Origin of the sequence: Jiella marina, from assembly GCF_024359545.1 — a bacterium.
Classification (GTDB): Bacteria; Pseudomonadota; Alphaproteobacteria; order Rhizobiales; family Rhizobiaceae; genus Jiella.
In genome coordinates this window covers 247,570-266,922 of the sequence record NZ_JAKQZG010000004.1, presented here as the reverse complement: position 1 = coordinate 266,922, position 19,353 = coordinate 247,570, and the positions used below count along the sequence as shown (strand labels likewise).

Sequence of the window (19,353 nt, the reverse complement as noted above, 5' to 3'; positions counted from 1 at the left end):
CGCACCTTCCCTGCGACATCATCGACCGAGAAAGTACGTCGAAATGGCACGATCGGTTTCACTTGCAAGGAACGAAGCGTCTCTGAGGACCCCCGCCAGCCTCAGCCGAAACGGCCGAGAAAGCGGACGGCGGCGCGCACCACGGGGCGCCTGGTAAAGGGCTGATAGTAGGAAGTGGCGGCCCGCTTGCCGACTTCCGACAGGCTCGGATAGGGCGAAACGAAATCGCGCAAGTCCCCGATAGTCATGCCTTTTCCTACGGCCAGCGCCAGCATGTTGGTCATCTCGCCCGCGCTCATCCCGGCGACGCCCGCCCCCAGGAGGCGCCCCCCGCTGCCGACAACGAGCTTAATCCGCCCTTCGGTTCGCCGTTCCGCCTGCGCCCGGTCGTTCTCGGCATAGGGCCAGGAGAGGACATGCTTCAGGGTCCCGGACTCCTTCGCCTCGGCCTCCGTCGGTCCGACCTGACCGAGTTCCGGATCGGTGAAGGTGACATGCGGCAGATGGTCACGCCGCTCCTTGATGGGCAGGCGGAAGAGGATGGCGCGGACCACCAGGCCGGCGTGATAGTTGGCGACATGGGTGAATTGCGGCCCACCCGCAATATCGCCGACGGCATAGACGCGCCGGTTCGTGGTCCGCAGATCCGAGCCGACCTTGATGCCGCGCTTGTCGTAGTCGATGCCCGCCGCGTCGAGCCCGAGACCGGCGACATTCGGCGCACGGCCGACAGCGACCAGAAGATGGCTGCCGGTCACCGTCTCGCGTCCGGCTTCGGTCTCGATCGTCACCTTCGGGCCGTCGGTGGAATTGGCCACGGCCACCACCCGCGCTCCGGAGCGCAGGACGACGCCATCTTCCTTCAATCGCGTCAGAACGATTTCCGCCAGTTCGGGGTCGTCGCGGCCGAGAAAGCTCCCGCCTTCGAGGACCGTGACCTCGCATCCCAGACGCCGGTGCGCCTGGGCCATCTCCATACCGATCGGGCCGCCGCCGACGATGATCAGATGGCGCGGGCGTTCGCGAAGGGCGAAGATTGTCTCGTTGGTGTAATGAGGCGTTTCGTCGATGCCGGCGATCGGCGGGACGAGCGGCGAGGATCCGGCCGCGACGACGTAGCGGCGCGCCTGCACGATCCGGCCGCCGGCCGCGACGGTGTCTTCGTTGATGAACTGGGCGTTCGCTTGGAGCACGGTCACGCCGAGGCTTTCAAACCGCTCGACGGAATCGTTCGGTTCGATCGCCGCGATCACGTGATTGACGTGGTCCTTCACAGCAGAAAAGTCGATCGTCGGCTCGCCAGCCGTGATGCCGAAGCGGGGTGCTTCACGAATGGCGGCGGCGTGCTTGGCGGCGGCGATCAGTGCCTTCGAGGGCACGCAGCCATAATTCAGGCAATCGCCGCCCATCTTGCCGCGCTCGATCAGCACCACGTCGGCCCCGAAAGCGGCCGAAGCGGCAGCCGTCGTCAGCCCGCCCGATCCGCCGCCGATCACGCAGACATCCGGCTTGAGGATCGATGCCATGGAGTTTCCTTCGTTTCAGGCGGCGCGCTTGCGCAGAACGGTCTTCTTCAGAATCACGCCCAATATGGCAAGCGCGCCGAGCCCGACCAGCGCGATCGTCATCTGCGGGGTGACCAGATCGCCGATCGTCGGCTGTCCCTCGCCGACATTCACCAGCGCCTGTTCGAGACCGCTACCGAGAAACGCATAGACCATCGAGCCGGGAATGATGCCGAGGAAGGTCGTCGCCATGTAGGTCGCGAGCGACACGTTGAAGAAGGCCGGCGCGATGTTGACCACGAAGAAGGGCAGAACCGGCGTAAGCCGCAAGACGAGGAGATAGGAGAAGGCGTCATCCTGAAAGCCTTCGGCAAAACGGGAAATCGCACCGCCGCTCTTCTTTTTCAGGACATCGCCGAAGGCCGAACGGGCTGCCAGGAAGAGGATGGTGGCGCCGAGCGTCGCGCCGACAACGGTCAGAAGCCCGCCCACCAGCCAGCCGAACACGAAGCCCGAGGCGACGGTGACGAGGGAGGCGGCGGGGAAGGAAAAGGCCACCAGCAGAATGTAGAGGGCGACGTAGCCGAGACCGGCCAGGACGAGATTGTCCATCGCCGCCTCTCGCAATGCCTCGCGGCTGTCGAGAAAGGCCTGAAGCGAGAGATATTCGTGCAGTCCGGCCGCGTAGGCGACAGCAAGGCCAAGGAGCAGAACGGCAAAAGGAAAGTAGCGGCCCCAGCTGCCGAATCGCTTCTTGCGGGCGGTGCTGCCGTCGTCCATCAACCCCTCGCCATCGATCGCCTTCGAACCCATCATGTGTCCAGCCCTTCGCGTGAATTTGCCCCGGTCACGCTTGGTCCTTCGCGGCGAACTCCGGGCAGGTTACCGCCGGAACGAACGGCTGGCGAACACGGTTTCGTTAGCAACGGTCACGCACTGTTCCGTTCTTCGTGACAAACGATCGGCGATATGGCCTCAAACGCCTTTGGACAGCGCTGTCGAGCCAGATGGAAGCTTTCGCGCACGGCATCTGCCCAGCGTCCGTGACCCGACCGTCTCTACGAGTGGGCTGGCAGGGTGGTACCGGTCGGATCGAATCAAGCCGCCTTGCGCGCCGCAGCGCGGATGGCATCGCCCCGCTCGTCGAAGAGCCGCATCGACTCGGGCGCCGCACTGAGCGCGATCTTGGTACCGCGCTTGATCGACACCTCGCCGGGCAGCTTGGCGACGAAGGGCTCGTCGGTGCGACCGATATCCACATAGATCAGCGTCACCTCGCCGAGCGATTCCGTCAGGGTCACTTCGCCCCGGAACGGCGCGTCGGCGGCTTCGGTGACCGACAGATCTTCCGGGCGGATGCCGAGATGGGCCGGGCTTCCCGTCGCCGAGTCCGGCGTCGCCACCGGCAGCACCACGCTGGAGCCGCCTTCCGGCAGCACCCGGGTCGTCTCGCCGGCTGCCTCGATCGTGGCCGGAAGGATGTTCATCGAAGGCGAGCCGAGGAATTTTGCGACGAAGAGATTGTCGGGGCGATTGTAGAGCTCCATGGGCGAGCCGACCTGCTCGACATGGCCCTTGTTGAGAACGACGATGCGATCGGCGAGTGTCATCGCCTCGACCTGATCGTGGGTCACGTAGATCATCGTCGTTCCGGCCATCTTCTCATGAAGGCGGGCGATCTCGATGCGGGTCTGGACGCGCAGCGCCGCGTCGAGATTGGACAAGGGTTCGTCGAACAGGAAGACGGCAGGGTCGCGGGTGATCGCCCGCCCGATAGCCACGCGCTGACGCTGACCACCGGAAAGCGCCTTGGGCAGGCGATCGAGATAATCCTCAATCTGCAGGATGCGGGCCGCCTCGCGCACGCGCTTGTCGATCTCGTCCTTGCCCGTTCCCTTCTCGAGCGTCAGGCCGAAGGCCATGTTCTCGTAGACCGTCATGTGCGGATAGAGCGCATAGGACTGGAACACCATGGCGATGCCGCGCTGTTTCGGCGTCAGTGAATTCACCACCTTGCCGCCGATCTCCAGCGTCCCGCCGGTGATGTCCTCGAGCCCCGCGATCACCCGCAGAAGGGTCGACTTGCCGCAGCCGGACGGTCCGACGAACACGACGAATTCGCCAGCCTTGATGTCGAGATCGATGCCGTGCAGCACCTCGACCGAGCCATAGGCCTTCTTCACCTTCGTCAGCTTAAGATTGGCCATCCGATCCTCCCAGATAACGCGCGCCCGGCAGAGCTAGAGCGCGCCGATGAAACCATCATGATCGTCGAGTTCCAGCCTGCCGCCCGTCAGGCGGCCGGCAAATCCATGTCCGTCCAGCGGCGACGGCGCGAGCCCTTCCGGCAGATCGAGGGCGACCCGGCGGTCGGACAGATTGAAAGCGCAATAGATGCGCTCGCCGCTGCCTTCGCGGATGAAGGCCAGCACCCCGTCCGGCGCCTCGAGAAAGGTCATCTCTCCCTTCACGAGGGCCGGATGCCGACGGCGGAAGGCGAGAAGAGCGCGGTAGAAATTGAGAAGCGAGCCCTCTTCGGCTTCCATGCGATCGACCGAGCGCGCCAAATGCTCCGCCGGGACGGGGAGCCAGGGCCGCACTTCGGAGAAGCCCGCATGGGGACGATCCGACTCCCAGGCCATCGGCGTGCGGCAACCGTCCCGCCCCTTCACCTCCGGCCAGAAATTGATGCCATAGGGATCGACCAGATCCTCATAGGCGATATCCGCCTCGGTGAGGCCCAGCTCTTCGCCCTGGTAGAGGCAGACCGACCCGCGCAGAGTCAGCAGGATGCCGGCGGCCAGCCGGAGCGCGCGTTCGGTTTCGGGCAGCCCGATGGTCCAGCGGGTCGCATGACGCTCGACATCGTGGTTGGAGAACGCCCAGCAGGCCCAGCCATCTCCGGCCGCACAGGTCTCGAACCGCTCCACGATCGCCCGCACCGTCTCGGGGGCAGGCATGTTGCCCGACAGGAAGTCGAAGGCGTAGCACATGTGCAGCTTGTCGGTTCCGGCGGTGTATTCCGCCATCAGTTCGACACCCCGGATGCGCTCGCCAACCTCGCCGACGGCCATGGCCGAATACTCGTCGAGCAGCGCGCGGAGTTCGCGCAGGAAAGTCAGGTTCTCGGGACGGTTCTTGTCGTGGAGGTGGTCCTGCCAGTTGTAGGGCTGGTTGCGCGAGGCCATCAGTTCCGACTGCAGTTCGGGCGCCAGCGGCGGATTGTCCTGAAGGTCGCGGTCGTGGAAGTAGAAATTCGCCGTGTCGAGCCGGAACCCGTCGACGCCGCGGTCGAGCCAGAAGCGCACCTCGCCGAGAAGCGCGGCGCGAACGTCGGGATTGTGGAAATTCAGGTCCGGCTGCGAGGTCAGAAAGTTGTGAAGGTAGTATTGCCGGCGGCGGGAATCCCATTCCCACGAGGTGCCGCCGAAGACCGACAGCCAGTTGTTCGGCGGGGTGCCGTCCGGTTTGGGTTCAGCCCAGACATACCAGTCGGCTCGGGGATTGTCGCGGCTCCCCCGGCTTTCGACGAACCAGGGATGCTGATCGGAGGTGTGAGAGAGCACCTGGTCGATCACGACCTTGAGCCCGAGACGATGGGCCTCCGCGACCAGGGCGTCGAAATCGGCGAGCGTCCCGAAGATCGGATCGACGTCGCGATAATTGCTGATGTCGTAGCCGAAATCCTTCATCGGGGACGGCATGAAAGGCGACAGCCAGATCCCGTCGGCACCGAGCGCCGAGACATGGCCGAGACGCCGGGTGATGCCGGCCAGATCGCCGATGCCGTCGCCGTTCGAGTCCTGAAAGGAGCGCGGATAGATCTGATAAAGGACCGAGCCGCGCCACCAGTCGGGATCGCCCCCTTTACGTGCGATCTGCCCTTCGATTTGGCTCTGCTCGTCCAAACGGTGCTCCTAGGCTGCGGCGTCGAAGGCCGCGTGATAGCTGATTTCGCCGGTCGCTTCCTGCGGCTGAAAGGCGAGCTTCTGGACATATCGTGTCGGGAGGCCGCGATAGGTCAGCGCCGGATCGCTGGCAAAGCCGAAGCGGGAATAAAAGGCCGGATCGCCCAGAACCACGCAGCCCTTGGCGCCCTGGCCTTCAAGTCTGCGCAGACCTTCGTTTACCAGCGCCGTTCCGAGCCCCTGCCGCTGAAGTTCCGGCCAGACCGCGACCGGCCCGAGGCCATACCATCCCGATTCCGCGTCTTCGATCGAGACCGCGGAAAAGGCGATATGGCCCATGATCCCGCCATCGGCATCGATGGCGACGAGGGACAGTCCGAGAGCACCCGTCCGCCGCAACTCATCCACGATCTCCGCTTCCTTGTGGTCGCTGTGAGACACGTCGTGGAACGCCTTTTCGATCAGCACACGGATGACCTCCACGTCGGCATGGGTCTCGGGTCTGATGCGAAGGGGTCTATCCATTCCTATCCTTTCACGCCGCCGGCAGTCAGGCCGGAGATGATCTTGCGCTGGAAGATCAGCACCAGAACGATGAGCGGCACGGTGACAATGACCGAAGCGGCCATGATCGTGCCCCAGGGGATTTCCTGTTCGGAGGCACCGGAGAGAAGCGCGATCGCCACCGGGACCGTGCGGGTCGAATTGTTCGAGACAAAGGTGAGCGCGAAGAGGAACTCGTTCCACGCGGCAATGAAGGCGAGCAGCCCCGTCGTCACCAGCGCCGGCCACATCAGCGGCAGGAAGACACGCATCACGATGGTGAAGGGCGAGGCGCCGTCGACGATCGCCGCCTCCTCGATCTCGATCGGCAGATCGCGCATAAAGGTCGTCAGCACCCAGACAGTGAACGGCAGGGTGAAGATCATATAGGCGAAGATCAGCGAGAAGAGTGTGTTGTAGACACCGGCCCAGCGCACCATCTCGAACAGCCCTGCCAGCACCGCGATCTGCGGAAACATCGAGACGGCGAGAATGGTCAGGAGCAGAAGCCCCCGCCCCGCAAAGTTGATCCGCGAGAGGGCGTAGGCGGCCGTCACCGCCAGGAACAGGGAAATCGCGACCACCGTCACCGCGACGATCACCGAGTTCAGAATATTCAGCGGAAACACCCCGTTCGTCAGAACGTCGGTGTAATTGGCCAGCGAGAAGTCGACAGGCAGGTAGTTCACCCGGAACAGGGCCGTGCCCGATTTCAAGCTCGTCAGGATCGCGTAATAGAACGGGAAGATCGAGAACAGGACGATAAAGACGACGAGGGCATAGAAGCCGGCGCGTTTCACGACATAAGGCATCGTCTTATTTCCCCCTGCCGCTGAGGTCGAGCCGGGCGACCTTGATGTAGAAGAGCGTGATGAAGGCGATCACCAGGAACAGAAGCGTCGAGGCCGCCGAGCCATAGGCGAACTTGTCGAACTGGAAGAGATTCTCCTGGGCGAACACCGACATCGACTTCGTCTGGGTGTTGTTGGGCGTCAAAACGTAGATCAGGTCGAAGACCCGCAACGCGTCGAGCGCGCGGAAGATCACCGCGACCAGGATTGCCGGCCGGATCAGCGGCAGGGTGACCTTCCAGAACACCTTGACCGGATGAATGCCGTCGATCTTGGCGGCCTCGTACACATCGCCCGGCACCATCTGCAGGCCCGCAAGGATCAAGAGCGCCATGAAGGGCGTCGTCTTCCAGACGTCGACGATGATCACCGCCCACATCGCCGTGTCGGGGTCGGCGGTCCAGGCGATCGGGGAGGAGAGGATTCCGATCGCCATCAGCATGTCGTTGAGGATGCCGAACTGGTCGTTCATCATCCAGGCCCACATCTTCGCGGAAACGATCGTGGGGATGGCCCAGGGGATGAGCACGGCGGCGCGAACGAAGCTTCGGCCCTTGAACTCGGCGTTGAGCACCAGCGCGAAGGCAAGGCCGAGAATGGTCTCGATGGTGACGGAGATCACCGAGTAATAGACGGTGTTGTAGACGGCGTTCCACCATTGCGGGTCGAACAGAAGGCCGAAATATTCGCCCTCCCCGTCGCCGTAGTCGACATATTCCCAGTAATTGCGAAGTCCGACGAACTCGGCGCCTTCAAGGTTCGACAGGCTGGCATTGGTCAGCGAGAACCAGATCGTCTTGACCAGCGGCCAGCCGGCGACCAGCGCCAGAACGAGGATCATCGGCGTGAGAAATAACCAGGCCGATCGCAATCGCTGCCGGGACAGGTCGGATTTCAGCTTGGCGCCTTCGGTCTCCATCCGAAGGGACTTGTCCGTCGGCGGAATGCTCGTCGAAACGTTGGCCATCGTCTCCTCCCACGGGACGCCTGACCATCGAGAACCCTGCCGTTGACCGGTCTGTCTGCCTCGATGGTCGAAACTCGTCGTCGGATGGCGCCCACCATTCACCGACGCGACTGCCAAACTCCTTCGTCAACTCCCGGATCGCAGCAATGGCGCAGCTATCCTGCTCTCGCGTCTTGCACGCGGATTACCTTTCGGCGGCAGGCAGGCGGTTGCGACGATGCTCGCGACTCCCATGAGCCGCGCGGCCCGGGTGACGAAGGGCAGCGATGCGGGAGCATGCAAGCCCCCGCATCGCCTTCCTCATCGATCGGCTATTCCCAGGCGCTCCGCTTCAGGCGACGCAGGCGCTTTTCGAGGGTATCGAGATTCTCGGCGGCCGTGCCGCGGCCGGACAGCGTCTCGTTGACGGCGGTCCAGAACTCTTTGGAGACCTCGTTGTACTGGCGCTTCGTCGGGGCCGAAGGCCGCGGAACGGCGTTTTCCACCACACTGCCCCATTCTGCGACGATCGGCTGAGCTTCGGCGATCTCGGGATCGTCGTAGAGCGCGGGAATCGTCGGCAGGCGCGACTGGTTGATGGCGCGCTGCTTCTGTGCCGCTTCCGAACCCAGGTACTTGACGAGTTCGATCGCAGCTTCCTGGTTCTGCGAATATTTCGACACGGCGAGATTCCAACCGCCGAGACAGGCAGCGGACGAGCCGCCCTCGCCCGCCGGCAGCGGCACCACGTCGAATTTGCCCTTCACCGCGGAATCGTCGCCGTTGGAAAGCGCGTAGGCGTACGGCCAATTGCGCATGAAGACGGCATTGCCGGTCTGCCAGACGCCGCGCGATTCCTCTTCCTTGTAGGAAAGAACGCCTTCCGGCGCGATCGTACCGACCCAGCCCTTGGCCATGTCGATGGCGGCAGCAGCCTTTTCGTTGTTGATCGTGATCTCGCCATCCGGCGACACGATCTGTCCGCCGCCGTTCGACTTGACCCATTCCAGACCGTCACAGGTCAGCCCCTCATAGGGCGCGCCCTGGAAGACGAAGCCGTTCATCTGCGTATTGCCGGCCTCGCGCTCCTTGTCCTGGATCTCCTGGGCGATCTCGGTCAGCTCGGCCCAGGTCTTCGGCGGCTCCTTGCCGTATTTCTCCAGGAGGTCGGTTCGATAGTAGAGCGCTGGAGCATCCGTATACATCGGAAAGGCGACGAGCTTTCCGTCCACGGTCTGGGATTCGATGATCGAGGGATTGTGCTTGCCGACCTCGTCCTTCATCGCCTCCGTCAGATCGACAAAGCTCGACGCCAGCTGCGGAGCCCAGATCACGTCGGTACGATAGACGTCGATGTCCTCGTTGCCCGCCGACAGCCACAACCGGTACTGGCCGAACTGGTCGGTCGTCGAGGCCGGCATCTCTACGATCTTGACCGTGTGACCGCTTTCCTCCTCGAACGCGTCGAGCTGCATCCGGAGTTCGGAAATGTCCTTGCCGACCGCGCCGGAAACAACGGCCAGTTCAGCTGCGAAGGCATGGCCACCGGCCAGCCCGCTCGCCGCGGCCAGCGCGACGGCAATCTTGCGAAGCTTCATCGACTTCCTCCCTGGTTGTTCACATCGGGACGCATTATCGGCGCCTCCTCCCGAACATGTCCGAGAGGCCTCCATGGTGCCGTGTCCTCTTGGAAACGAAGCTAACCAAATGCTCAGGAAAGGCAAGCTTCGCCCCTTCGCCGCGACGGCTGATCCAATCTCCTTGAGAGCCAACAACACGGCCTGTTTGCTGCGACGCAATGCCGATAATACGACTTTTGATTGCATGGTACCACACTTGGCATTCCGCTGCGTTAGCGACTGGGCGAGACTTGACAGAGGACGTGAAGAGTGAAAAATTTTGTCTCAAGAAAAAAATAATTCGCACCGCAACAGCGGACGACATGGGGAGCGACGGGTGAAGCCGGATGCCAATCGGTCGCGAGGCGAAGCAGACGAGGCGAGCCTGTCGGCGCGGGCGGCCTGGCTGTACTTCTCCGGCGGCATGACCCAGGGCGAGATCGCGAAACGGCTGGGCGTGGCCAACACCAAGGCCCACCGCCTTATCGCGCGGGCATCCCGGGAAGGACTCATCCGCGTCTTCGTCGAGGCGGAAGTGGCCGAATGCGTTCGCCTCGAAGACGCGATCACCGAGCGTTTCTCCCTCTCCTTCTGCCGGGTTGCACCGGATCTCGACGAACTCGGCATGCCGCTCAACGCGCTGGGTCTGGCCGGCGCGACATTCCTGCGGAACGAGGTCGAGCGCGGCGATCACGAACTGATCGGCATCGGTCATGGGCGCACTTTGGCGGCCGCGGTGAACCGCATGCCGAATGTCGAGGCGGACAATACGCGCTTCGTCTCGGTGCTCGGCGGATTCAATCGTCGGTTTGCAGCCAATCCGTTCGATGTGATCCATCGCCTGGCGGAAAAGACAGGGGCCGACGCCTATCAGATCCCCCTGCCGCTGTTTGCCAACAGCGTCGAGGACAAGGCAGTGCTTTTGTCCCAGTCCGGCGTGGGGGAGGTCTTCGATCTCGCCTGTTCGGCGAGCCTGGTCTTTGCCGGAATTGGCAGCGTTTCGGACACGGCGTCGCTGGTCACGAACCACATGCTCGGCGCGGAAGAGATGCGACTGTTGCGAGAGAGCGGAGCCGAGGGGGAGCTGCTCGGCCACTATTTTGACGCTCACGGCAATGTGACGGCAGAGAGCTTCAGCGCCCGCGCTCTCTCGCCGGACATCGATCATCTGCGCCGCTCCACCGTGGTGGCGATCGCCGGGGGCCCGGAGAAGGTGCATCCGACGCTCGCCCTGTTGCGAAGCGGCGTCTTGAGCGGCCTCGTCATTGACGAGGCGACCGCCCGGTCCGTGCTTGAGGAGGCGACGGACGACGGCTGACTTATGAAACCGGTCGGAAGCCCGAGAAACGGGAACGGCCAAACGTGGGAGGAAATGGCATGTTCGACAAGGAAAAGGATCTGATCGACGCGCTTGCCCGCCGTCAGATCGGCCGGCGCGAGTTCATGCGCCGCGCGGGCCAGCTCGGCATCGGCGCTGCCGCGCTCTCAGGCCTGATGGGCCAGGCGATGAACCGCGCACTCGCCCAGAATGGCGACTATGACTGGAAGCAGCACCAGGGCACGACGCTGAAGCTGCTCCTGAACAAGCATCCCTATGCCGACGCCATGATCGCCAATCTCGACTCCTTCAAGGAGCTGACCGGCATGGACGTCACTTATGATGTCTTCCCCGAGGACGTCTATTTCGACAAGGTGACGGCCGCCCTGTCCTCCGGTTCGTCCGAATACGACGCGCTGATGACCGGCGCCTACATGACCTGGACCTATGGCCCGGCCGGTTGGATCGAGGACCTCAACTCCTACATCAACGATCCCTCCAAGACTGCCGCCTCCTGGGACTGGGAGGACTTCCTGCCGGGACTGCGCGCGTCGACGGCCTGGGACGGCATGCCGGGTTCGGAACTGGGCTCGGGCGACGCCAAGCAGTGGTGCCTGCCCTGGGGTTTCGAGCAGAACAACATCTCCTACAACCGGCCGATGTTCGAAAAGGCCGGCGTGGAAGCTCCGGCCGACATGCCGGCCCTGATGGCGGCCTGCGAAAAGCTCAAGGGCGCGAATGGAGACGTCTATCCGATCGGCGTGCGTGGCTCGCGGTCCTGGGCGACGATCCATCCGGGCTTCCTGTCCGGCTACGCCAATTTCGGCGAGAAAGACCTCATCAACGACGGCGGCATGCTCAAGGCCGCGATGAACACCGACGGATCCAAGGCCTTCCACCGCGACTGGGTGAAGATGATCCAGGAATTCGGCCCGAAGAACTGGTCGACCTACACCTGGTATCAGGTCGGCACGGATCTCGGCGCCGGCGCGTCGGCGATGATCTATGACGCCGACATTCTCGGCTACTTCATGAATGGCGGCGACAATGCCGAGGCCGGCAACATCGCCTATGCCGCAATCGCGCCGAACCCTGAGGCTTCCGCCCCGACGCCGAACGTCTGGATCTGGTCGCTCGCCATGTCGAGCTTCTCCAACAACAAGGACGCGGCCTGGACCTTCATGCAGTGGGCCTCGTCGAAGGAGCATGCGCTGTTCGGCGCCCGCACCATGGATTTCGTCAATCCGGTGCGCGCCTCGGTCTGGAAGGACCAGCAGTTCCTCGACCGGATCGACGCGAAGTATCCGGGCTACATCGAGCAGTTCGAAACCTCCGCACCGGGCGCGAAGATCTACTTCACGCCGCAGCCCCTGTTCTTCGACGTCACCACCGCCTGGGCGGCGATGCTCCAGCGCATGGTGGCGAACGAGATCGGCGTCGACGAAGGACTCGACCAGCTCGCCGAGTCGATCAACGACCAGCTGAGCCAGGCCGGCCTGCAATAAGGTCGCGACACGCTCGGGCAGGCGCTGCGGATTCCGGTCCGCCGCGCCTGTCCCGGCGAGGGCGTCCTCCCGCGCCCTGAACCGTCCCCGGATGGGCACCTCCCGGGACGGTGACGCCGGTGGGAGACGGATGGCATCGACACGGACAGTGAATCTCGGCTCGGCCTCGCAGGGCCCGGCTCGCTGCACGAAAGAGCAATCATGGCAGCAATCGACCAAGCGACGCGCGCGGAACCCGCGGAGCGTCCCCTCATGCGGCGCAAGCGCCGAAACTGGCTCCCCTATCTGTTGAGCCTGCCGGCGCTGCTCGTCACGATCTGGATCCTGATCCCGTTCTTCACGGCCGTCTATTATTCGATGATGCGCTACCGGCTGAGCCTGCCGCACCTCAAGGGCTTCGTCTGGTTCGACAACTACCTGCAGTTCCTGACCGACGCGCGCTTCTGGTACACGGTCCAGGTCTCGCTGACCTACACCGTTCTCACCGTGGTCATCGAGCTCGTGCTGGGGCTCGGCATCGCCATCCTCTTGCAGCGCTCGACCCGCTTCAACAATCTCGCTGCCATGCTCCTGCTCCTACCGCTGATGGTGGCGCCGGCACTCGCAGCGCTGATGTGGAAGCTGATGACCAACCCGAATTTCGGCATCCTCAACTATTTCGTCAGCCTGATCGGGTTTTCGGATTTCCGGTGGGCCTCCGACCCGTCCTCGGCGCTGTTTACGGTCATTCTGGTCGATGTCTGGGTCTATACGCCCTTCATCATGGTGCTTCTACTCGCGGGCCTGCGCTCCCTGCCGAAACAGCCCTTCGAGGCCGCGGCGCTCGACGGGGTGCCGAAGACCTTCGTCTTCTTCCGCATCACCCTGCCCATGCTGATGCCGTACATCCTGACGGCGTCGCTCTTCCGGATGCTGGAGTCGATCCAGCAGTTCGACATCATCTACGCCATGACCCAGGGCGGACCGGGCAATACGCTCACGGTCTTCCAGGTCGAGAGCTATCTGCAGTTCTTCCAGTTCACCAATGTCGGCCGCTCGGCCGCACTCCTGATGGTGCTCTGGGCGATCACCTTCTTCCTGTCCAACGTCTTCGTGAAGAACTGGCTGCGCCTGCGCGAACGCGCCCATGGCGTGGAAGCGGAATAGAGGATCGAGACGTCATGCATCACACGACAACCGGCGAAAAGATCCTCCGCGGCGTCCTGATCACGCTGGCGCTCGTCTTCTTCCTGTTCCCGATCTTCTGGATCCTCCTGATGAGCTTCCAGACCAACGCGCAGATCCTGCGCATTCCGCCGAGCCTGTTCTTCGAGCCGACACTGATCAACTACACCTCGCTGATCACCGGCGAGTTGCAGACGGCGGCGGGCTCTCTGAAGCTCGAATTCATGCACAATCTCTGGAACTCGGTGATCCTGTCCACCGGCTCGGTGCTGATCTCGCTCCTTCTCGGCGTGCCGGCGGCCTATGCCTTCGCGCGCTACAAGTTCCGCTTTTCCGAGGACATCGCCTTCACGCTCCTGTCCTTCAAATTCGCGCCGCCGCTCCTCGTGCTCCTGCCGCTGACCCTTTATTTCCAGGCGATCGGCCTCGCCAACACCTATATCGGCCTGATCTGGGTCTATCAGTTGATCACCCTGCCGCTGATCCTGTGGATCGTGCGCGGCTATTTCGAGGACATCAGCCCGGACATCGAGCACGCCTACCGCATCGCCGGCCATTCCTGGGCGAAGACCTTCATGAAGATCTCGATCCCGCTGGCGAGGCCCGGCATCGCGGCGGCGGGGCTTCTCTCCTTCATCTTCGCCTGGAACAATTTCGTCTTCGCGCTGGTGCTGGCGTCGGCCGACAAGCAGCCGGTGACGGTCGGTGCGCTCGCCTTCGTCACGGCATCGGGCATCCAGTACGGCCAGATCGCCGCCGCCGTCGTCATCTCGATCACGCCGACGCTCGCGCTCGCCCTCTTCGCCCAGCGCTATCTGGTCGAGGGTCTGTCGCTTGGCGCGGTGAAGGGGTGACGGCGATGACCATGCTCGACCTGCAACGCGTCACCAAGCGCTACGGCAAGGATACGGTGCTCGACGACATCTCGCTCAGCGTCGACGAGGGCGAGACGGTGGCGATCTTCGGACCATCCGGCGCCGGCAAGACGGTGCTCCTCAGGCTGATCGCCGGCATGGCGGAGCCCGAGGAAGGCGCGATCCTGGTCAATGGCGAAGACCTGATCGACGTCGCGCCGGAAAACCGCGCCGTCGGCATGGCCTTCCAGAACTTCGCGCTGTTTCCGCACATGTCGGCCTTTGAGAACATCGCGAGCCCTCTCGAAGCCCGAAGGTCGACCAAGGATGCGGTCGCCGACGGGGTCCACAAGATCGCGAAGCTTCTGAAGATCGACCATGTGCTGGGCCACGCCCCGCGCGAACTCTCCAACGGCCAGAAGCAGCGCACGGCCCTCGCCCGTGCCCTGGTCGCAGCTCCGAGACTCCTTCTTCTCGACGATCCCCTGCGAAACGTCGACGCGAAGCTCCGCTTCGAGATGCGCCTCGAACTGCCGCGCCTTCTCGAAGGCTTCGGCTCGACGGTGCTCTACGTCACCCAGGACTATCGCGAGGCGATGGCGCTCGGAAATCGGATCGGCGTCCTGATCGACGGCCACTTCGTCCAGATCGGCACGCCGGAGGACATCTATCTGACGCCCACCACGATCGAGGTCGCCGAACTCTTCGGCGACCCGGTGATCAACCTCTTCGAGGGTCGCGTGGAAAAGGCTGGCGACGGCACGACAGCCGCGATCGGCGACGCGAAGCTGCCGCTTCCGACGGGCTATGAAGATCAGGTCGGCCAGCCAGTGATCTTCGGCATCCGGCCGGAGAACATCGCCAAGGCCGACGATGGCACGGCCGGAGCCATCGCGGCCAAGGTCGCCGCCCTCCTGCCCCTCAACGACCGGCTCGTGCGTCTCCTCGTTTCCGACGACGGCCACGAATTCTACACCTCACGCGATCTCGGCAGCGAAGAAGCGGTCGGCGAAGGCGCCCGCCTCTCCGTTTCGGCAGCGCCGCAGGACATCATCCTGTTCGAACGCGACAGCCGCCGCCGCATCGCGCCGGCGCGGTGAGGCGGGGGATGCTTGAGTTTCATGCGACATGCGAGGCAGAAGCGATGAGACAGGGATCGACGATCAGGTTGGGTTCTTCCGTCGCACACCCCCCTCTTTCACTTCGTGACATCTCCCCCGCAAGGGGGGAGAGTGGTGGGAGCCAATCTCGATGTCGGCCACTCTCCCCCCTTGCGGGGGAGATGCCCGGCAGGGCAGAGGGGGGTGACGCCTCAGGACGGCCTCGACGCTCGAAAAGAACCTCGCCTTCTGTCAAAAGCGGGAGGCTCCAGCGATGACGGCTGCCGTATCACTCACCGACGTCAACAAGGTCTACGCCGCCAAGGCGAAGAACCCGATCTATGCCGTCCGGGACTTCTCGATCGAGATCAAGGCGGGCGAGATCATTGCGCTTCTGGGCTCATCCGGCTGCGGCAAGACCTCGACGCTTCGCATGATCGCCGGCTTCGAGGAGGTGACGAAGGGCGCGATCCGGATCGGCGAGAAGACGATTCACACCCTGCCACCGGCGAGGCGCGGTGTCGCCATGGCGTTCGAGGGCTATTCGCTCTATCCGCCCCTGACCCTGCGGGAAAACATCGCCTTCGCGCTGAAATCGGAAAAGCTCGGCTCCGCCGAGACAAACCGGCGCGTGGAGGAGATCGCCAAACTCCTCGAACTGACCAAGCATCTCGACCGCTATCCCTCCACCGTCTCCGCGGGACAGCAGCAGCGCGCGAGCCTAGGCCGTGCGCTGGTTCGCAAGGCCGATCTCTATCTTCTGGACGAGCCGATGGGCCAGTTGGAACCGCAGCTTCGCGCGATCCTGCGCGGCCGGCTGAAGCGCTATCTGCGCGAACACGGGCTGACGGCCATTCTCGTCACCCACGACCAGACCGAAGCCAACGCACTGGCCGACCGGATCGCCGTCATGGAAGGGGGCTTCCTCCAGCAATTCGCCTCGCCGGCCGAACTGAAGGCCGCCCCGGCCAATCTCTTCGTCGGCACCTTCATCGGCGAGCCGCCGATGAACGTCTACGAGGTCGCGCCCGCGATTGCCAATGGCCGTGTGTCGTTCCGCGCGCAGGGCGAAGAACTCTTCGGCTACGAACCCGGCGCGCTGAGCGACACGGTCATGGCGCAGCTTGCGAAACAGAAATCCGTCGTAGTCGGCGTGCGGCCCGCCGACGTGGTCATGAAACCGCTCAACGGCGGCTCAGGCGCAACGGCAGAGGTCGTCTCCAACCAATGGATCGGCGATCAGACCCATCTCGAATCCGCCTTCGGTGACGGTGTGATCGTCGCGACGCTCGAAAGCCGGTTTCCGGCCAGGACCGGCGAAAAACTCTCGATCGAGGTGCCGCCCGAGAAGCTCCACGTCTTTTCCACCGAAGGCCCGGCGCTTGCCCATGGCTCGCGGCTCGCAGAACAGGGAGCGACGTGATGGCGGCGGGCACCGTTCTCATCGGCATCGACGCCGGGACGTCGGTCATCAAGTCGGTGGCGTTCGACCTCGAAGGCCGTCAGATCGCGGTCGCTTCGCGCCCCAACAGCTACGAGGCACTCTCCAATGGCGGCGTCGTCCAGGACATGGCGCGAACCTTCACCGACACGGCGGCGACGCTGAAGGAGCTTGTCGGCAAACTGCCGGGCGGGGCCGCGAGCGTCGCGGCGGTCGCGGTCACCGCCCAGGGCGACGGCACGTGGCTGTTCGACCGGGAGGGCGAGCCCGTGACGCCCGCCTGGCTCTGGCTCGATGCCCGCGCCGGCGAATTGGCCTCCGCAATGCTGAAGCGCGAGGGCTATCGGCAGCAATATGAGCGCACCGGGACCGGCGTGAATGCCTGCCAACAGAGCGTCCATCTCCTGCATATGCGGCAGAACACGCCGGAATGGCTGGAGCGCGCTGCCACCGCGTGTCACTGCAAGGACTGGCTCTATTTCAAGCTCACCGGCACGCGCGCAACCGACCCGACCGAAGCGACCTTCACCTTCGGCGACTTCCGCAGCCGGGACTACGCCGAAGACGTCATCGAAGGGTTCGGCCTCACGGACCAGCGCCATCTCATGCCGCCGATCGTCGACGGCCGCAAGGAGAGCCATCCGCTGAGCGAGGCGGCGGCCCAGGCGACTGGCCTGCTTGCCGGGACACCCGTGATCCTCGGATATGTCGACGTGGTCTGCACCGCCGTCGGCGGCGGGCTGATCTCGCGCGAGGGGGCGGCGGGCTGCTCGGTACTCGGCTCGACCGGCATGCATATGCGGCATGTCCGTTCGAGCGACGACGTCGTGCTGAACGAGGACGGCAGCGGCTATGTCATGCTCCTGCCGTCCGAACGGGCCGTCGCGCAGATGCAGTCGAACATGGCCGCGACCTTGAACATCGATTGGATGCTCGATCTTGCCGCCGGTATCCTGCGCTATGAAGGCGTCGAGCGCGGGCGGCAGGACCTCGTCACGGGCCTCGACGATCGCGTACTGGAAGGTATGCCGCTCTCGGCGCTCTATCACCCTTACATCTCCGAGGCCGGCGAACGCGGGCCCTTCATGGACCCCAACGCACGGGCAAACTTCACCGGTCTCCATGCCAACGCCGGCTTTGCCGACATGATGCGCAGCGTGCTGGAAGGCCTCGCCTTCGCCGCGCGTGATTGCTATTCGGCGACCGGGGCCTTGCCGTCCGAGATCCGCCTGACGGGTGGTGCCGCGCGGTCAAAGGCGATGCGGTCGATCCTGGCGAGCGTCCTCGACCGGCCGGTGCGCACCGTGGATATCGCCGAAGCGGGTGCGGCCGGCGCGGTGATGATCGCCCTCGTCCAGCAGGGCCATCACCCGGACATCGAGGCGGCGGCCGAAGCCTGGGTCACGCCCCGCCTGTCCGATCCGACGCCGCCGGACAGCGAGCTCGCACCCCATTACGATGCGGCCTTCGAGCTTTATCGCGACCTTCGCAAGGCGCTGCCTACCGCCTGGAAGAGGCTTTCGACCATCAAACGCGGAATGCAGACAGGATGACCTCGCTTTCGATCATCGGCGACCATTTCATGCTGCCGGAAATGTTCCGGCAAGCGGTCGAGGCGGCCTGCCCCGCCCCACCGGAGATGATTCTGCACACCCTCCCCTGGCCGGACGAGCCGATGGAGCACGGCTATGCGGTAGCCGGAATGGACGGGCTGAAGGAATATCAGGGCTCGGCTGACGCGACGGTCGAGATGATCGGCGACGCTGAACTGCTGGTCACCCATCTCGCCCCGCTGTCGCGCGCGATGTTCGAGCGACTGCCGAAGCTGAAATTCGTCGCCGTCTCCCGCGGCGGACCGGTCAATATCGACATGGCGGCCGCCCGCGACGCTGGCGTGCGGGTGGTGAACACGCCCGGACGCAACGCCTCGGCCGTCGCGGAATTCACGCTCGGCGCGATCATCGCCGAGACCCGCAACATCACCCGCGGCCATGACTCGCTGAGGGCCGATACCTGGCGCGGCGACCTCTACCGGGCCGACCGGACGGGGCGGGAACTATCTGAAATGACCGTCGGCGTGGTCGGCTATGGCGCGATCGGCACCCGCGTCGTGCGACTGCTGCGCGCCTTCGGGTGCCGCATCCTGGTCGCCGATCCCTATGTCCAGCTCTCTCGCGAGGACGCGGATGCGAGCGTCGAGCACGTGAATCTGGAGAAGCTGCTGGACGAGTCCGACGTCGTCACGCTCCACTGCAGGGTGACCGAAGAGACGACGAAGATCATGAACGCCGAGACCTTTGCCCGGATGAAGCCGGACGCGACCCTGGTCAACACGGCACGCGGACCGCTCGTCGACTATGACGCGCTGACGGAAACGCTCCAGTCCGGCCGCCTCCGCGGGGCGATGCTCGAGACCTTCGCCGTCGAGCCGGTGCCGCCGGACTGGCCGCTCCTGAAGCTGCCGAACGTCACGCTGACCCCGCACATCGCCGGCGCTTCGGTGAAGACCGTCTCCTACGCCGCCGAGCAGGCGGCCGAGGAAGTGCGCCGCTTTCTTGCGGGCGAGCCGCCCGTGAACCCGTGTTGAGCCGATCGAGGT

At 64.2% G+C, this 19,353-nt stretch carries 16 protein-coding genes; 8 read left to right on the top strand and 8 right to left on the bottom strand.

Features of this window, described 5'->3' with window-relative positions; genetic code table 11:
• Nucleotides 1–101: 101 nt before the first annotated feature.
• From MF134_RS09610 to MF134_RS09575, 8 genes are all read right to left on the bottom strand, one after another.
• Nucleotides 102–1,526, bottom strand: coding sequence for a dihydrolipoyl dehydrogenase family protein (locus MF134_RS09610; RefSeq protein ID WP_255339219.1), 1,425 nt, complete (start codon nucleotides 1,524–1,526; stop codon nucleotides 102–104).
• A 15-nt stretch (nucleotides 1,527–1,541) separates the two neighbouring features.
• Nucleotides 1,542–2,321: a TVP38/TMEM64 family protein gene (locus MF134_RS09605; protein WP_255339218.1), complete on the bottom strand. Its 780-nt coding sequence runs from the start codon at nucleotides 2,319–2,321 to the stop codon at nucleotides 1,542–1,544.
• Between the two features lie 281 nt (nucleotides 2,322–2,602).
• On the bottom strand, nucleotides 2,603–3,712 hold the full coding sequence (locus MF134_RS09600) for an ABC transporter ATP-binding protein (RefSeq protein ID WP_255339217.1): 1,110 nt from the start codon (nucleotides 3,710–3,712) through the stop codon (nucleotides 2,603–2,605).
• Between the two features lie 33 nt (nucleotides 3,713–3,745).
• The gene (locus MF134_RS09595; protein ID WP_255339216.1) at nucleotides 3,746–5,413 is read right to left on the bottom strand and encodes an alpha-glucosidase family protein; all 1,668 of its coding nucleotides are present in this window, start codon (nucleotides 5,411–5,413) and stop codon (nucleotides 3,746–3,748) included.
• A 9-nt stretch (nucleotides 5,414–5,422) separates the two neighbouring features.
• Complete coding sequence (locus MF134_RS09590) at nucleotides 5,423–5,938, bottom strand: GNAT family N-acetyltransferase (RefSeq protein WP_255339215.1); 516 nt, start codon at nucleotides 5,936–5,938, stop codon at nucleotides 5,423–5,425.
• A gap of 2 nt (nucleotides 5,939–5,940) precedes the next feature.
• Nucleotides 5,941–6,768: a carbohydrate ABC transporter permease gene (locus tag MF134_RS09585; RefSeq protein ID WP_255339214.1), complete on the bottom strand. Its 828-nt coding sequence runs from the start codon at nucleotides 6,766–6,768 to the stop codon at nucleotides 5,941–5,943.
• Between the two features lie 4 nt (nucleotides 6,769–6,772).
• Nucleotides 6,773–7,726, bottom strand: a complete 954-nt coding sequence (locus tag MF134_RS09580) for a carbohydrate ABC transporter permease (RefSeq protein WP_255339345.1) — start codon at nucleotides 7,724–7,726, stop codon at nucleotides 6,773–6,775.
• A gap of 359 nt (nucleotides 7,727–8,085) precedes the next feature.
• Nucleotides 8,086–9,351, bottom strand: coding sequence for an ABC transporter substrate-binding protein (locus MF134_RS09575; protein ID WP_255339213.1), 1,266 nt, complete (start codon nucleotides 9,349–9,351; stop codon nucleotides 8,086–8,088).
• Nucleotides 9,352–9,796: 445 nt separating this feature from the next.
• On the opposite strand from MF134_RS09575, the gene MF134_RS09570 reads away from it, so the two are divergent.
• The 8 genes from MF134_RS09570 (at nucleotide 9,797) to MF134_RS09535 (ending at nucleotide 19,341) form a co-directional block, all read left to right on the top strand.
• Nucleotides 9,797–10,690, top strand: a complete 894-nt coding sequence (locus MF134_RS09570; protein WP_255339344.1) for a sugar-binding transcriptional regulator — start codon at nucleotides 9,797–9,799, stop codon at nucleotides 10,688–10,690.
• A 59-nt stretch (nucleotides 10,691–10,749) separates the two neighbouring features.
• On the top strand, nucleotides 10,750–12,195 hold the full coding sequence (locus MF134_RS09565) for an ABC transporter substrate-binding protein (protein ID WP_255339212.1): 1,446 nt from the start codon (nucleotides 10,750–10,752) through the stop codon (nucleotides 12,193–12,195).
• A gap of 252 nt (nucleotides 12,196–12,447) precedes the next feature.
• Nucleotides 12,448–13,341: a carbohydrate ABC transporter permease gene (locus MF134_RS09560; RefSeq protein WP_255339343.1), complete on the top strand. Its 894-nt coding sequence runs from the start codon at nucleotides 12,448–12,450 to the stop codon at nucleotides 13,339–13,341.
• Between the two features lie 14 nt (nucleotides 13,342–13,355).
• Entirely contained in the window at nucleotides 13,356–14,213 is an 858-nt protein-coding gene (locus MF134_RS09555; RefSeq protein WP_255339211.1) for a carbohydrate ABC transporter permease, read from the top strand.
• Between the two features lie 5 nt (nucleotides 14,214–14,218).
• Nucleotides 14,219–15,313 (top strand): ABC transporter ATP-binding protein, encoded by a 1,095-nt coding sequence (locus tag MF134_RS09550; RefSeq protein WP_255339210.1) that lies wholly within the window; start codon nucleotides 14,219–14,221, stop codon nucleotides 15,311–15,313.
• Between the two features lie 274 nt (nucleotides 15,314–15,587).
• Entirely contained in the window at nucleotides 15,588–16,736 is a 1,149-nt protein-coding gene (locus MF134_RS09545; protein WP_255339209.1) for an ABC transporter ATP-binding protein, read from the top strand.
• Nucleotides 16,736–18,307: an FGGY-family carbohydrate kinase gene (locus tag MF134_RS09540; RefSeq protein WP_255339208.1), complete on the top strand. Its 1,572-nt coding sequence runs from the start codon at nucleotides 16,736–16,738 to the stop codon at nucleotides 18,305–18,307. Before MF134_RS09545 ends, MF134_RS09540 begins: the two co-directional genes overlap by 1 nt.
• Complete coding sequence (locus tag MF134_RS09535) at nucleotides 18,304–19,341, top strand: 2-hydroxyacid dehydrogenase (protein WP_255339207.1); 1,038 nt, start codon at nucleotides 18,304–18,306, stop codon at nucleotides 19,339–19,341. The genes MF134_RS09540 and MF134_RS09535 overlap by 4 nt, the downstream gene beginning before the upstream one ends.
• Nucleotides 19,342–19,353 lie beyond the last annotated feature (12 nt).